Source organism: Myxococcota bacterium (assembly GCA_041389495.1).
In the GTDB taxonomy this organism is placed as follows: Bacteria; Myxococcota_A; UBA9160; order UBA9160; family UBA4427; genus JAWKRT01.
In genome coordinates this window covers 735,279-748,834 of record JAWKRT010000002.1, presented here as the reverse complement: position 1 = coordinate 748,834, position 13,556 = coordinate 735,279, and the positions used below count along the sequence as shown (strand labels likewise).

11 protein-coding genes are annotated in these 13,556 nt (G+C 70.9%); all 11 read right to left on the bottom strand.

The annotated features are described in order from the left end of the window. Positions 1-99: 99 nt before the first annotated feature. A complete protein-coding gene (locus tag R3E88_14045; GenBank protein ID MEZ4217601.1) occupies positions 100-999 on the bottom strand; it encodes a hypothetical protein in 900 nt (299 codons plus the stop codon). A gap of 95 nt (positions 1,000-1,094) precedes the next feature. Beyond that, positions 1,095-1,880 carry a PEP-CTERM sorting domain-containing protein gene (locus tag R3E88_14040; GenBank protein ID MEZ4217600.1) on the bottom strand — a complete coding sequence of 262 codons (786 nt, stop codon included), beginning with the start codon at positions 1,878-1,880 and terminating at the stop codon, positions 1,095-1,097. Positions 1,881-2,013: 133 nt separating this feature from the next. Further along, positions 2,014-3,642: a hypothetical protein gene (locus R3E88_14035; GenBank protein ID MEZ4217599.1), complete on the bottom strand. Its 1,629-nt coding sequence runs from the start codon at positions 3,640-3,642 to the stop codon at positions 2,014-2,016. A 336-nt stretch (positions 3,643-3,978) separates the two neighbouring features. Next, positions 3,979-7,428, bottom strand: coding sequence for a TonB-dependent receptor (locus tag R3E88_14030; protein MEZ4217598.1), 3,450 nt, complete (start codon positions 7,426-7,428; stop codon positions 3,979-3,981). Positions 7,429-7,468: 40 nt separating this feature from the next. Continuing rightward, a complete protein-coding gene (locus R3E88_14025; GenBank protein MEZ4217597.1) occupies positions 7,469-8,278 on the bottom strand; it encodes a hypothetical protein in 810 nt (269 codons plus the stop codon). A gap of 240 nt (positions 8,279-8,518) precedes the next feature. Next, the gene (locus R3E88_14020; GenBank protein MEZ4217596.1) at positions 8,519-9,901 is read right to left on the bottom strand and encodes a tetratricopeptide repeat protein; all 1,383 of its coding nucleotides are present in this window, start codon (positions 9,899-9,901) and stop codon (positions 8,519-8,521) included. Between the two features lie 50 nt (positions 9,902-9,951). Beyond that, complete coding sequence (locus R3E88_14015; GenBank protein ID MEZ4217595.1) at positions 9,952-10,635, bottom strand: energy transducer TonB; 684 nt, start codon at positions 10,633-10,635, stop codon at positions 9,952-9,954. A 17-nt stretch (positions 10,636-10,652) separates the two neighbouring features. Then, positions 10,653-11,057: a biopolymer transporter ExbD gene (locus R3E88_14010; GenBank protein ID MEZ4217594.1), complete on the bottom strand. Its 405-nt coding sequence runs from the start codon at positions 11,055-11,057 to the stop codon at positions 10,653-10,655. A gap of 1 nt (position 11,058) precedes the next feature. Further along, positions 11,059-11,460, bottom strand: coding sequence for a biopolymer transporter ExbD (locus R3E88_14005; GenBank protein ID MEZ4217593.1), 402 nt, complete (start codon positions 11,458-11,460; stop codon positions 11,059-11,061). A gap of 34 nt (positions 11,461-11,494) precedes the next feature. Continuing rightward, positions 11,495-12,076, bottom strand: coding sequence for a MotA/TolQ/ExbB proton channel family protein (locus tag R3E88_14000; protein ID MEZ4217592.1), 582 nt, complete (start codon positions 12,074-12,076; stop codon positions 11,495-11,497). 2 nt (positions 12,077-12,078) lie between these two features. Next, positions 12,079-13,554: a MotA/TolQ/ExbB proton channel family protein gene (locus R3E88_13995; GenBank protein ID MEZ4217591.1), complete on the bottom strand. Its 1,476-nt coding sequence runs from the start codon at positions 13,552-13,554 to the stop codon at positions 12,079-12,081. Positions 13,555-13,556: the final 2 nt, after the last annotated feature.

The following is a 13,556-nucleotide window of genomic DNA, read 5'->3' as shown; positions in this document are numbered from 1 at the left end:
GGCAGGATCGGCCGCGAACCCGAGGCGCTGAAGCGCGTTTTCCGTCGAGCGCGGGCCCGCGCGCGGTCGGGCCGCCCGGCGCTCCGTCGGCTCGGCCCGCTACTGCGGTGCCGGGGCCGGCTCGCCGCCCGCGGCGACCGCGGTCGCCGGGAAGTGCTCGTGCGCGGCCGCGACGAGCGCCTCGCCGACGCCCGGGCCCCACGAGGCCTCGTACAGCACCCGGCCCTCGTTCGTCTGCAGCATCACGTAGGGGAGCCGGGGCTGCCCGGCGACGAGGGTACGGGTGTACATCTCCGACAGCCGGTCGAGCGCGCTGAGCACGGGCCACCCGAGCTCGCGCAGCTTCCGGGTCGCCACCGCGTCGGCGACGTCGCCCTGCGGAAAGACGACGACGGCGAGCCCGCCGTGCTCGTGGAGCGGCGCCGTCGCGCGCGCGATCGCGGCGAGCTGCTCGTCCGCGAGGTCCGCGAACACGGTGAGGAAGCCGCGGTACTCGCGCGCGCGGGAGAACACCACGGCGTGCACCTTCTCGAACTTCGCATCCACGAGGCGCGGGCCGATCGCGTGGCCGAGGTTCGGGCCGATCTTCAGCTCCTCTCCCTCGCGCGTGCGGTTCGCGCCCGCGACGACGTCCGTCGCGGCGAGCGGGACGTCGAGCATGCCGTCGCGGCCGAAGTCGACGCGGACGCTGCCGTCGGCGTTCGCGCGGATCAGCACGCCGCGCAGCGACGCCGGCAGCGCGCGCGCCGCGCCGGGCACGGCGACCGGCTCGACCAGCGTCACGTGATAGGGCCAGAAGCGCTCGTTCGCGAGCAGCGTGGCGGCGGTGACGGGCGGCGCCGACGGATCGGCGACGTGGTAGTCGGGGAGCGCGTTCTGCACCTCCGGCCCGGGCGCCGGGGGGAACGACGGCTCGTCGGCGCGCGCGGCGGGCGCAGTCGCGACGAGCGAGGCTGCGAGGGCGGCGATCGCGAGCGTCGTGGGGAGGGGCGTCGTCACGGCGGGCTCCGCAAGTGAGGAGCCCCCGCCTCGCCCGGGGGTAGCCGGAGACGAGGCGGGGGCTCGAGGGTCGATCCGAACCGTAGCCGATGCCGTTAGTTGCGGCGGCGGCCCATGGCGGCGAGGCCGAGGAGGCCCGAGGTCACGAGGAGGCCCGTGCCCGGCTCCGGAACCACGTTGCCCGCGCTGATCGCGACGTTGTCGATCATCGAGATCGTCGACGTCGAGTCGAGCGAGAGGCGGACCTGGACCGAGTTGGCCGCCGTCGCGCCGAGGTTGAACGAGAAGAGCGTGTCGACGCCCGTCAGGTTCGCGTTGCCGACCGACGAGTACGCACCGCCGTCGAAGGCGACCTCGACGAGGGCCTGCGACGCGCCCGTGCCGCCGAAGGCGAGACCGCCGAAGCTGAGGCTCCAGGTGTCGCCGAGCAGGCTGCCGAGCGCCGCCTCGAACACCACCGAGCCCTGCTCACCGAAGTTCGGAGCGAGGCTCAGGAAGTTCTGGAAGGTCTGGCCCTCCGAGGCGAGCACGGTGTGCGAGTCGAACGGGATCGGGAACGGCGTGGTCAGGCCGCTCGACAGCGAGCCGTCGAAGGGCTGGAACGTCTCGGCGAACGTGTCCAGGAGCGGCGTCACGTCCGTCGAGCCGTAGGTCCCGTCCATGTACATCGTGCCGTACGCGGCGGACTCGGCGCCGGCGTTGAACGTCGGGTCGAGGTCCGAGTAGTTGGCATCGAGCGTGGCGACCGCGTTGATGCCGTTCGTCGAGAGGAAGCCGCCGGCCGCGTACTGGGAGAAGTCCCAGCCCGCGATCAGCGTCGCCTGCGCGGACCCTGCGAGCGTCAGCGAGGCGATCGTTGCGAGGAAGATCTTGGCCTTCATGGTTTCGTCCTTGGTTCCCTTCCGAGGGTGTTCGATTCAGCGTGGACAGCTTCTTTGTCTGGAACCGGGCTCCCACTCGCCCCGGTTCGGACGGGGCGAGTGGGAGCCGCTTCGATCACCGACTAACGAATGGCTAGAGCAGACCCGCCATGCTCAGCGCGGTCCAACCGTCCGTCCACAGCGTGGGCAGGAGGCGGTCGAACGCGCCGCGGTAGGTCGTCGTCACCGGAGCACCGGCGACGGCACCCGCCGTGGCACCCGCGGTCACCGGGCGCGGGTTGATCTTGCTCGGGCGGAGGCTCGAGTCGAGCTTGCCCGACGCGTTGCCCTGCGGATCGAACGTCGTGTCTTCCTGGGCGAGGCCCGCGAAGGCCGCGCTGTTCACGAAGTTGTTCGACAGGACCGTCGGCGTGCGCACGTCCGCGTCGCCGCAGGCGAGCGCCGCGAGCTCGGTCGCCGGGAGCGCGGCGCCGTCGTCGAACGTCGAGGCGAGCACCTGGAGGGTGCAGGTCGCGACGTTGTCGACCGCGTCGTAGCCCGGGCACGCCGCCGCCACCGCGGTGTCGACGTCGAAGCCCTGCGCCGTTCCCGTGTTCACGACGATCGAGTTGAGGAGCTCACCCGCGAAGCCGTTGCGCATCTGGATGCCGCGGTTCGCCGAGGCGGGAGAAGCCGGCGTGAAGTGCTGACCGGCGTCCGGGGTCGAGCCGATGATGGTGATGTTGTACATCGCCGGGTTCGACCAGGGGCGGCACGTGCCGTCCGCGAGGATGCACACGCCGGTGGCCTCGAGGAAGTCGTCGCCGTCCCACTCGCCGCCCTTGTCGCCCGACGCGGAGCCGAAGGCCGCACCGCTGTTGGCGTTGAAGAAGGGCATGATCCCGAACAGGAACTGGTTGACGCCGGTGTAGCCCTGGTCGAGGTCGAACGTGTCGTCGCCCGCGAACGCGACGTGCAGGTTGCGGCCGTCGACCGTGCCACCGAACCACTCGATGCCGTCGTCGAAGTTGCAGTAGACCTCGATGTTCCGGAAGATCGTGCCGTCGCCGACGCTGCCGAGCGTGACGCCGTTCAGCTCGTTACCGGCGCCGATCTCGTCACCGGCGTGCCGCACCGAGATGAACTGGTAGCTGCCCGAGCTGTCGTGGGGCAGCAGGCCGCCGTGCGTCGCGTCCGCGATCGGGAAGCCGGGGATCGTGAGACCCTCGACCGTCGTCTGGCCCTTCATCGCGAAGCTCGGATCGTCGACGTTGTTCGGCGCGTTGCCGAGGATGACCAGGCCACCCCACAGGCTGACGTTCGGGTCGCCGTTGCCGTTGAGCGGCGCGAGCGGCGCCGTCGTCGGCGTGTCGTCGAGGAACGTGTCGCCGGGCGTCCACGCGTCGGCGAAGCCGTCCGCCGGCGCGACGTCGTCGGCGACCGCATCGTTGTCGTTGTCCACCGCGGCCGTCGTGAAGATGATCGGGGCCGTCGCCGCGCCGTTCGCGATCACGCGACCCGTCTGGGTCACGATGAGCGCGCCGGGCGTGCCGACCGTCGAGCCGGGCACCACCGCCGCGGTGCGGGGCTGACCGCGCACGATGCATCCGGGGAGGATCGTGAGCGTCGCGCCGCCCTTCACGAAGATCGGGTTCTCGAGAATGATCGGGCTCGGGTTGGCCGCATTGCACCACGTCGTATCCGTGGTGATGTCGGCCGAAACGCTCGTCTGTGCCTCGGCGCCGCCAGCGACGGCCGCGAGAGCAACAGCGAGAGAGGCCATGAGCTTCGTTCGCATTGTTGTGGCTGCTCCATGATGGGGCCGCCCCGCTCGTTTCCCAGGGAGGGACGGGGAGGCCGGTGTTCGGGCGCCGTCTCCTGGACACACGACACCCGGGTTCGCGGGATAAGTGGCGATCCCGCGCCCCGCGTCGCGCGCTTCACACGAACGTCGAGGGATCGCCCCACAGGCGCGCAAGGTCCCGAGAACGCAGGGTTTCCCGACGCACCGCGTGTTGCGTTCGCGTGAACCGCGCGCGCGCGAGGACGCGCGTTCGCGCGCGCGCGTGACGGCGGCGCGAAGGTCGCGTCACGCAGCGGCGCGCATCGCGCGGTGGGATCAGAACTCGTACTTGAGAGCGAACGAGAAGTCGCGGCCGACCTTGAACTGGCGCTCGGGAATGCGCCCCGCGGTCTGGTTCGGGTCGTAGACGATCGCGCGTCGGCTGTCGGTGAGGTTCTTGACGCTCATCTTGAACGAGAGGCCGTCGACCCACGGCACGTCCTGGCTCACGACGAGATCCACCTGGTAGAACCAGTCGATGTACTGGTCGATCGTCGCCGCGATGGGCGGGCCGCCGCGGAGCAGCGTCGCGCTGCCGGCGGCGTCGAGCACGTCGCTGATCGCGAAGACGGCGAGGGTCGCCCGCGTTCCCCACTCCTCGTGCTCGAAGCTCACGTCGGCGTTCGCGATCCACTCGGGCTGGCCGAACAGGCGGCGCTTGCGCTCGAGCCCGCGGAACACCTCGCGGTCGGCCGCGAGCACCCCGAAGAACGGGAGCGAGCGCTGGATCTCCGCCTGGCTCCGCGCCACCTCGGCGTCGATGTACGTGAAGTTGCCGCCGACCGTGAAGTGCTCGAGGAAGTCGACGCCGAGGAAGTCGAGCGCCTTGCGCGCCTCGATCTCGATGCCCCAGAGCCGCGCCTGGTTCTGGTTGTTGAAGAAGGTGCGGAAGAGCGCGGACGAGTCGAACTCCGCGTTCGTCGGGTCGCGCAGCACGATGCTCTCGATCGGGTCGTCGATGCGCTTGTAGAAGGCGCTGAACGCGACGAGGTCGCCGAACGGCCCCCACACGTACTCGACGCGCGCGTCGTAGCTCTCGACCTCCGAGAGGCCGAGCTGCGGGTTGCCGACCACCTGGTCCGACGTCCCGGCGTCGACGGTCACGTAGTAGCCGAGCTCGCGCAGCGACGGCCGCGCGACCGTCTGCGAGTACGCGCCGCGGAGCACGAGGCCCTCGATCGGTCGATAGGCGAAGCCCGCCGACGGCAGGTAGAAGCGCTCGTCGATCTCGCCGTTCACCAGCGCGAGGATCTCCTCGCGCGTGCGGAGGTCGACGAGGCCGGTGTTCGGGTCGATCGGCACGCGGATCCCGAGGATCTGGTCGTTGAACGTCGTGCCGGGCGGCGGCGCGGCCTCGAACGGCCGGCTCGGGTTGTCGAAGCGGTCGAACATCAGGTAGGCGGACGGGAAGATCTTCGGCGTGCCGTCCGGGTCGAACTCGCCCGTGAACGCGTCGTTCAGCGACTCGATGAAGATGTTCTCGAGACGCAGTCCGGCGAGCAGGTCGAAGTCCTCGAAGAAGGTCCACTTGCCGTCGACGAACCACGCCCAGATCTCGCGCTCGGCGTCGTTCGCGACGATGCGCGTGCCGGTGAACGTGCCCGTCGTCGGGCTGCGCCCGAGGTTCGCGAAGATGTTCCGGCCGAGCTGCTCGCGCGTGTCGCCGAGGAACGCGAACTGCGAGACCGTGCCGTCGCACGCGGGGTTCGTCGACCCGCACCCCGCCGGCACCGGGCTCTGCAGGAAGTTCGAGTCCGCGCTGCGCCGCGAGCGCTCGTACCAGCCGCCGCTCCCGACCTCGAACACGACGTGCGGGATCGGCTCGACGTCGTAGTGCGCGTCGACGCGCGCGAAGTCCTGGTTCTCCTCGATGTCGGTGAAGCTGAAGCGGATGTCGCCCTTGTCGGTGGCGAAGATGCCGGGTCCGAGCCCCGCGAGCCGCGACGGGAACGACGTCGGCGCGGGCTGCAGCAGGTCGTCCGGCTCGAAGAAGATGCTCGCTCCGCGCGAGCTCTCGCGCTGCGTCGTCGACGCCTGGTTCACGACCCAGTCGACCTCCAGGTCGTCGAGCGCCGCGATCGTGTGGTGGCCGTTGGTCTGGTAGACGAGCAGGTCGCGCTCGCGCTCGAGCGAGTTCGAGCGCGAGTAGTTCGTGAACCAGAGCGCGCCGCGGCTCGGCCGCTCCGTGCGCTCCTCGCGCGCGCCGAGCCCGCCGCGGCCCACGAACGCGCCGAGCGTCGACGACCCGAGGAACGCCGCGTTCGTCACGAGCCCGTTGTCGATCTCCTGCTGCGCGAGCGCGGCGTAGTCGAAGCCGGGCAGGTAGCCGTTCTCGCGCAGCTGCACGGTCTCGTCGCGCTTGCGCGTCCAGAAGACCGACGAGTCGATCGTGTGCTGGCCCTTCTCGTCGAGGTCGAAGCCGAAGCCGAGATAGGCCGTGAGCTGCTCCTCGCGGTCGCTCGTCGTGAGGTCGTAGCGCCCCTCCGACAGGCCGAGCCTCCCGAGCGAGAGGTCGCCCGACTGGAAGGAGCGGATGAAGCTCGGACGCGGCTGCCCGGGCAGCCACGCCCGATCGGGCTCGCGGCTCTCCTGGAAGCCGAACGCCGTGCCGTAGTCGATCTCCCAGTTGACGACCGCCTTCGCGCGGAACTCGCGCCGGAAGAACGTGCGACGCCCGCCGATCGACGCGCCGATGTCGCTCTCGACGACGTCGCGCCCGCTGCCGACGTCGCGCCCCGTCGCCGAGACGGGCTCCCACGCGAGGAATCGGTCGAGCGCGTTGTCCTCGAAGCCCGAGCCGAGGCTCACCTTGAGCTGGAACTCCTCGGGGTAGTCGTGCGTGACGATGTCGATCGAGCCGCCGGAAGAGTTGCTCGGCGAGCTCGCGCCGAACGTCTTCTCGACGACGAGGTTGCTCACGACGTCGGACGGGAACAGGTCGAGCTGCACGCTCTGCTTGTCGGGGTCGGGGCTCGGCACGGGAGCGCCGTTGTAGAGCGTGCTCGAATAGCGATCCTCGAGGCCGCGGATGATCGCGAACTGCCCCTCGACGATGTTCACGCCCGCGACGCGCTTGAGCGCGTCGGCGACGTCGCTCGCCGCGTACTTCGACAGGTCCTCCGCGCCGAGCACGTTCGCGAGCTGGTCGCTCTCGAGCCGGATGTCGAGCGCGACCATGAGCTCGCCGGCGACCTCGGCGTCGACGACGAAGTCGTCGAGCTGCAGCACGGCCTCGGACGAGGCCGCAGCGAGCGCCGGCATCGGGAAGTCCTGGACGGCGTCCTCGCCGGCCACCACCTCGACGCCCGTCACCTTCGAGGTGCGGTAGCCGGCCTTGACGAACTGCACGTCGTAGCGGCCCGCCGCGACGGCGCCGAAGTCGAAGTCGCCGCTCGCGCTCGTCGTGCGCACCTGCTGGCGGGCGCCGGCGCCTCCGCCGGCCGGTGCGAGGATGACGGTCGCGCCCGCGATCGGCGCGCCCGTCCGGTCGTCGAAGACCTGGCCGCTCAGCGTGCCGTCGCCCTCGGCCGGCGCCTCGGCCGCGCCTTCCACCGCCGTCGCACTCCCGAAGCCTTCGAACGGGTTCTCGACCTCGTCCTGCGCGCGCGCGACGCGCGGCGCCGCGACCGCGCCGAGCGCGAGCAGCCCCGCGACGACGGCGATCGCGAAGCCGCACCGGGCGAGCCGCGCGCGACGCGCGCGAGCCGGACGTTGGTGGGGGGGCACTCGACCGAGCCTCCAGCCGAAGGAAGGTGCGCGGAGACGCTCAGCCGATCGACGAGGTGCGGGCGCGCCGCGAGCGGAGCAGGCCCAACGTGACGAGCGCGAGCGCGGAAGCCGCGCCCGAACCGGCCTCGGGCGCCTCGATCGCGACGTTGTCGATGTACGGGATGTCGAAGGCGTTCGCCGTGTTCAGCGTGAGACGGACGTAGGCCGTCGAGCTCGTCGCGGTGCCGAGTGCGACGTCGAAGGCCGTGTCGACCGTCGTCAGCATCACCGAGCCGAAGCTCTGGTAGGAGGCGCCGTCGGTCGAGAACTCGACGTCCACCGTCGCGGTGCCCGAGAGCGTCTGTCCGCCGAAGCTCACCGACCAGTTGCCACGCGTCTGTGCGACGGACCCGAGATCGGCCTCGAACACGAGCGACCCGGTCTGGAACGCGCCGAAGCTCAGGAAGTTGGCGAACGTCTGGCCCTCGGACGTCAGCACCGAGTGCGCGTCGAAGGGAATCGGGAAGGGCGCGTCGGCGTTGCCGACGAGCGAGCCGTCGAGGGGCTGGAAGGGCTCGGCGAACGTGCCGAGCACGCCCGAGATGTCGGTCGAGCCGAACGAGCCGTCCATGTACATCGCGCCGAACGCGGCCGACTCGGCGCCGGCGTTGAACGTCGGGTCGAAGTCCGAGTAGTTCGCGGGCAGCGTCGCGGTGAACGTCACGCCGTCGAGGGACAGGAAGCCGCTCGACGCGTACTGCGAGAAGTCCCAGCCCGCGATCAGCTCCGCGCGCGCGGGCGCCGCGAGGGTCACGAGCGAGGCGAGCGCGCACAGCGACGCGGCGGCGCGGAGCCTTCGATCGGGCATCGGGGGAAGCCCTCCAGTCGTGCGGTCCGCCGCTGCGCGGCGGTCGCGTGGGGAGTCGAGAGGTCGGCAACGCGCGCGCGGAACGCCCCGTCGTTGCGCGCGGAGAGATACCTCCGCCGCGTCGCCACCGGTCGACGCAGCCGTGAGGAGTCCGTGGCGATTTCGTGAACGAATGTGGCGACGCGGTCGACGCGCGCGCGGCAGCCGCGCGAAGGCGGCGCTCACGCGTTCGTCACGCGACTACGGGCGGATCGACTCCTCGACGAGCGCGAGGAAGCGCTCGACGCGCGGCTCGCTGCGCAGCTGCAGGGCGCGCCGCAGCAGCTCGGCCGCCTTCGCGTAGTCCTTCTCGCCGACGAGGAGCTGCGCGTGCTCGAGCAGTGCGGGGTACGCGTAGGCGTCGAGGCTCTCGGCGCGCTCGAGCAGGAAGAGCGCCTTCGCGGTGTTCCCCTGCGACGCGTGGAACGACGCGAGCTCGATCAGCGCGTCGCCGCGCGTGCCGTCGCGCTCGACGACGGACTCGAGCAGCTTCGCCGCCTCCTGCTTGCGTCCCGTCGCGCGCGCGAGCTTCGCCTTGAGCGTCAGCACCTGCAGCTCGTCGTCGCGCGCGAGCCCCGCGTAGCGCCCGTCGATGGTGCGGAGCACGTCGCCGGCCGCGTCGTAGGCGCGCGTGCGGAGCAGCAGGTCGGCCGCGCGCACGGCCGTCTCGAAGCTTCCGCCGGTCGCGTCGCTGCGGATCACCTCGAGGTAGGCGTCCTTCGCGAGCTCGGTGTTTCCCGCGTTCATGTAGATGTCGCCGAGCAGCACGAGGCTCGACGTCTGCGCCTTGCCCATCATGCGCACGGCCTCGAGGTTGACGGCGGCGGCCTCCGGCTTCTCGAGGCCGATGTAGGCGTTCGCCTGTCCCATCCAGGCGCTCGCGTCCTCGGGGTTCTCGGCGATCAGCATGTCGAAGATCGAGACGGCCTCGGCGTACTTCTCCATCGAGAGCAGCGCGCGCGCGAGGCCGAGCTTCCAGTCGCGCACGCTCGGCTCGGCGAGTACGGCCTGTCGATAGGCCTCCTCCGCGGCGAGGAAGTTCTCGAGGTTCAGGTGCGCGAAGCCGAGCAGGCCGAAGTTGCGACCGTCGCGGTCGCCGAGCTCGACGGCGCGCGACAGGTGCTCCACCGCCTTCGGCCACGCGTGGCCCTTCTGCACGTAGAGCAGGCCCAGGTTCTTGTGCGCGCGGCGGAAGTCGGGGAACTTCGCGATCGCGCGCTCGTAGTTCGCGAGCGCGGCGTCGTGCGCGCCGCTCTGGAACTGCAGGTTCGCGAGCACGAAGTCGAGCGCCGCGCTGCTGCCGTCGCCCACCTGGCCCTCGAGCATCTTCGCCGCCGCCTGCGGGTTCGCCTTCATCACCTCGATCACTTCGCGCAGGAGCTCGAGCTCCGTCGCGCTCGGCTGCGGCTCGGCGCCCGAGAGGAAGCCGTACGAGCCGAGGAAGTGCTTGCGCCACTGCGGGTCGTCGAGCACGTCGGGGCCCGTCCACGGCACCGGCTCCGCCGCGCGCGCGACGGGCGCCGCGAGCGCGAGCAGCGCGACCAGGATTGCGAGGGAGCGTCCGAGCGGGAGGGAGCGGTGCATGTCGGGGGCCCTTGCGCGTGCGCGACGAGACGCGCCGCCGGTTCGGTCCGTCAGCTGATGTGGATCGGGATGGGGAGACGCGCCTTCGCCTTGACGGGCTTCCCCTGCTGCGTGGGCGGCGTGAACTTCCAGCGCTTCACCTCGCCGAGCACGAAGCCGTCGAAGTCGGGGAGGTTCGACGAGTCGACCTCGACCTCGAGCACGTTTCCCTGCGCGTCGAGCTTGATGAGCAGCACGATGCGGCCGTCGACCTTCTTCTTGAGCAGGCGCCGCGGGAAGTCGAAGCCCGCGACGCCGATCGGCCGCGGCACCTGGTCGAGGTTCGAGAAGTCGACGAAGCCCTCGGTGTCGAGATCGCTCGCGCTCGTCGCGAACGTCGGCATGCCGAAGTCGCCCGCGAGAGAGCCGCCCGTGCCGGGATTGAGCGCGATGTCGAGCTGGTCGAGCGAGAGCTGCGGCGGCTCGCTCTCGAGCTCGGGCGGCGGCTCCTCCTCCTCGGGCGGCGGCGCCTCCTCCTCCTCGATCTCGAGCACGTCGGGCGCCTTGTAGGCGATGGACATGTCCTCGAGCGTCTCCTCGGGCGGCTCGTGGTCGCCGATCATCTGCGCGAGCGCCATCGCCACGAACACCGCGAGCGCGACCGCGGCGCCGAACAGCACGGCGCGCGGCGCCGTTCCGCGGGCGTCCGGTGCGCGATAGGTGCGCGGAGTGCCCTTCTCGCCCGGCCTCGGCATGGCGCGCCCATCCGTCCTCAGTCGTTCCGCGTGGAGACGCTGATCTTCTTCGCGCCCGCGTTCTTCACCTCGCTCCAGACGTCGGAGAAGACGCCGTGCTCGGTGCGCACGTCGGCCTGGATGATGACGGGCAGGTCGTCCTTCGCGAGCAGCTGACGCACGCGCGCGCCGACGCCCGCGACGCCGACCTCGCGCCCGCCGTACACGACCTTGTTGTCCGCGGAGATGGCCACGATGATGCTGTTCTTCTCGAGGTCGGCGTCGACGGTCGCGTCGGGCTTCGTCACCTCGATGCCCGGCTCCTCGACGAAGACCGTCGTCACGATGAAGAAGATCAGCAGGATGAAGATGCAGTCGATCATCGGCGACAGGTCGATCGCCGTGCCGGAGTCGGCTTCGTCGAGGATGCTGCGGCGCGCCACGTCAGTTCACCGTGTCGAAGCTGAGCGCCTGCGCACCGCCGCGCTTCGCGGCGTCCCAGACGGCCACGAACGCGCCGTGCGGCGCCTTGGCGTTCGCGCGGATGACGACGGGCGTCTCCTCGTCGATCATGCCGCTCTTCACGCGCGCGGGGACGTCGGCCAGCGACACCCCCTTGCCGTCGATCGTCACCTTGCCGTCGGCGCCGAGCTCGAGCGTGACGCTGCGCGTCTCCTCGACGGCGGAGGACGCGGCGGAGTCGGGCTTCGCGACCTGCAGGCCCTTCTCCTCGACGAAGACCGTGGTCACGATGAAGAAGATGAGCAGGATGAAGATGCAGTCGATCATCGCCGAGAGGTTGATCTCGGTCGGCTCCTCTTCCTCCATCACCGATCGGCGGGCCACGTCGCGCTCTCCCCTTCGCCCCTCGCCGCGGTCGCTATTCGAACCGCAGCGACGTGAGCGTCATGCTCTCGAGCCGCGCGAGCTGCGCCTCGATGGCGTGGCGCTTGCGCTGGATGAGCATCACGGCGAAGAGCCCGGGCAGCGCGATCATGAGGCCCGTCTCCGTGGTCACGAGCGCCTCCGAGATGCCCGCGGCCACGACGCCCGCCGTCTCCGCGCCGCCGCTCGTCGCGATGCCGTAGAACGTGCGCAGCATGCCGAGCACGGTGCCGAGCAGGCCGAGCAGCGGCGCGGTCGCCACGAGCATCTGCAGGAAGCGCGAGCGTCGATCGATCAGGCCGACGAGCGCGCTGCGCACCTCGTCGAAGCGGTTGCGCACCTGCTTCGCCGACGACGCGTCCGCCTGTGTGTAGTCGATGATCTCGCCGACGCGGCCGTGCGCGGCCTCGGGCTTGCGCACCCAGTCCCACCACAGCATCTCGTCCTCGTTCGAGAGGTCGGTGCGCCGCACGAACATGCCGAGCTGGAACGCCTGCGCGTAGAGCACCACCGCGAGGCCGAAGAGCGGGATCATCACCCACCCGCCGCTCAGCCAGATGTGCAGGATCTGCGACATGCCTACTCTCCTTCCTCTGCGAGCGCCTGGTCCACGAGCGCGCGCGGCCCGGGCGCGAGCGGCTTGTTCTCGTCGCCGTGACGGATCGCCATCACGCCGTTCACGAACCCGACCGAGAGCTCCTCGAGCATGCCGAGCTTGCGCTTGGCCATGCGCGACAGCGCGCCGTGCATCACGAGCGTCGGGATCGCGACGATCAGGCCGAGCGCCGTCGTGACGAGCGCCTCCGAGATGCCCGACGAGAGGCTCTTCGCGTCGCCCGTTCCGAAGATCGTGATGAGCTGGAAGGTCTTGATCATGCCCGTCACGGTGCCGAGCAGGCCGAGCAGCGGCGCGGCCCCCGCGGTGATCGCGAGGAAGGGCAGGAAGCGCTCGAGCCCCGGCCGCGCGCGCAGGATCTTCTCGAACAGCAGCTCCTCGATCACGCCGCGCTTCTCGCCCGCGTGCGTGACGCCGGTGACGAGCAGGTCGCCCGCGACGCCCGGGACGGCGCGCGCGCGCACGGCCGCGGCCTCCTGACGTCCGCGCGCGAGCTCGTCGAGGATCGCATCGAGATCGCCGCCCTTCGCGACCTCGAAGCGGCCGATCTCGAGCGCCTTGAAGCCCGTGAGCGCGACGGCGGAGAGGCCGAGCACGACGATCACGAGGCCGACGACGCCGCCGTCCTCGATGTATCCGAGCAGCGACTTGCGCGCCTTCTCGATCTTGAGCGCCTTGCCGAGCGACGCGTCGAGCGGCAGCTCGCCGGCGCCGTTCTGCGCCACCTTCGCGATCTCGTCGCCGAGCCCGTCCGGCAGCGGGACGACGACCGGGTCGGCCGCGTTGAGCCGCGCTTCGACGAGTCCGCTCTGCCGCCCGTCCTCGCTCGCGTAGAAGGTGGTCGGGCCCACCGCGACGAACGTGCCCTGTGTGAGCACGCCGTCGGGGCCGAGCGCCTGGCCCGCGTAGACGCGCCCGCCGAGCTGCTCCGACAGCCGGTCGAGCGCCGCCTTCACGACGGCGACGCGCGCCGCGCGCTTGCCGAGCGCGTCGAGGTTCGCGTCCTTGTCCGCGAGCAGCGCGGCGCCGGTGAGCGCCTCGTACTGCGGTGTCTCGCTGATGTCGAGACGCGCCTCGAAGTCGCGCGTGAACTCCGTGAGGCGGCTCGTGAGGAACTCGTCCTGCTCGCGCAGCGACGTCACCTGCTTGCGCAGCGACGTCATGTCGATGGTGCGGCTGTCGTGCGCCTTCTGCAGCGAGGCGCGCTGCTCGCGCAGCGCGAGCACCTGCGCCTCGAGCTGCGACAGCTCGCGCGAGAGCGGGATCTTCTCCTTCGCGATCTGGTCGCGCGTGCGCGCGAGATCCTTCAGCGCCGCGTCGAGCTTCGCGTCGAGCTGGCGCTGCGCCGCGTCGAAGGACTCGGCGGCGGCCGGCGCCGCCGCGCAGAGCATCGCGCACGCGAGCGCGGCGACGAACCGGAATCGCACTCGAACGGCCACGG

Excerpts from the sequence above, each read along its gene's own strand:
- R3E88_14040 (MEZ4217600.1), bottom strand. The coding sequence starts at position 1,880 with ATGAAGGCCAAGATCTTCCTCGCAACGATCGCCTCGCTGACGCTCGCA.
- R3E88_14035 (MEZ4217599.1), bottom strand. The coding sequence starts at position 3,642 with ATGGCCTCTCTCGCTGTTGCTCTCGCGGCCGTCGCTGGCGGCGCCGAG.
- R3E88_14025 (MEZ4217597.1), bottom strand. The coding sequence starts at position 8,278 with ATGCCCGATCGAAGGCTCCGCGCCGCCGCGTCGCTGTGCGCGCTCGCC.
- R3E88_14020 (MEZ4217596.1), bottom strand. The coding sequence starts at position 9,901 with ATGCACCGCTCCCTCCCGCTCGGACGCTCCCTCGCAATCCTGGTCGCG.
- R3E88_14015 (MEZ4217595.1), bottom strand. The coding sequence starts at position 10,635 with ATGCCGAGGCCGGGCGAGAAGGGCACTCCGCGCACCTATCGCGCACCG.
- R3E88_14000 (MEZ4217592.1), bottom strand. The coding sequence starts at position 12,076 with ATGTCGCAGATCCTGCACATCTGGCTGAGCGGCGGGTGGGTGATGATC.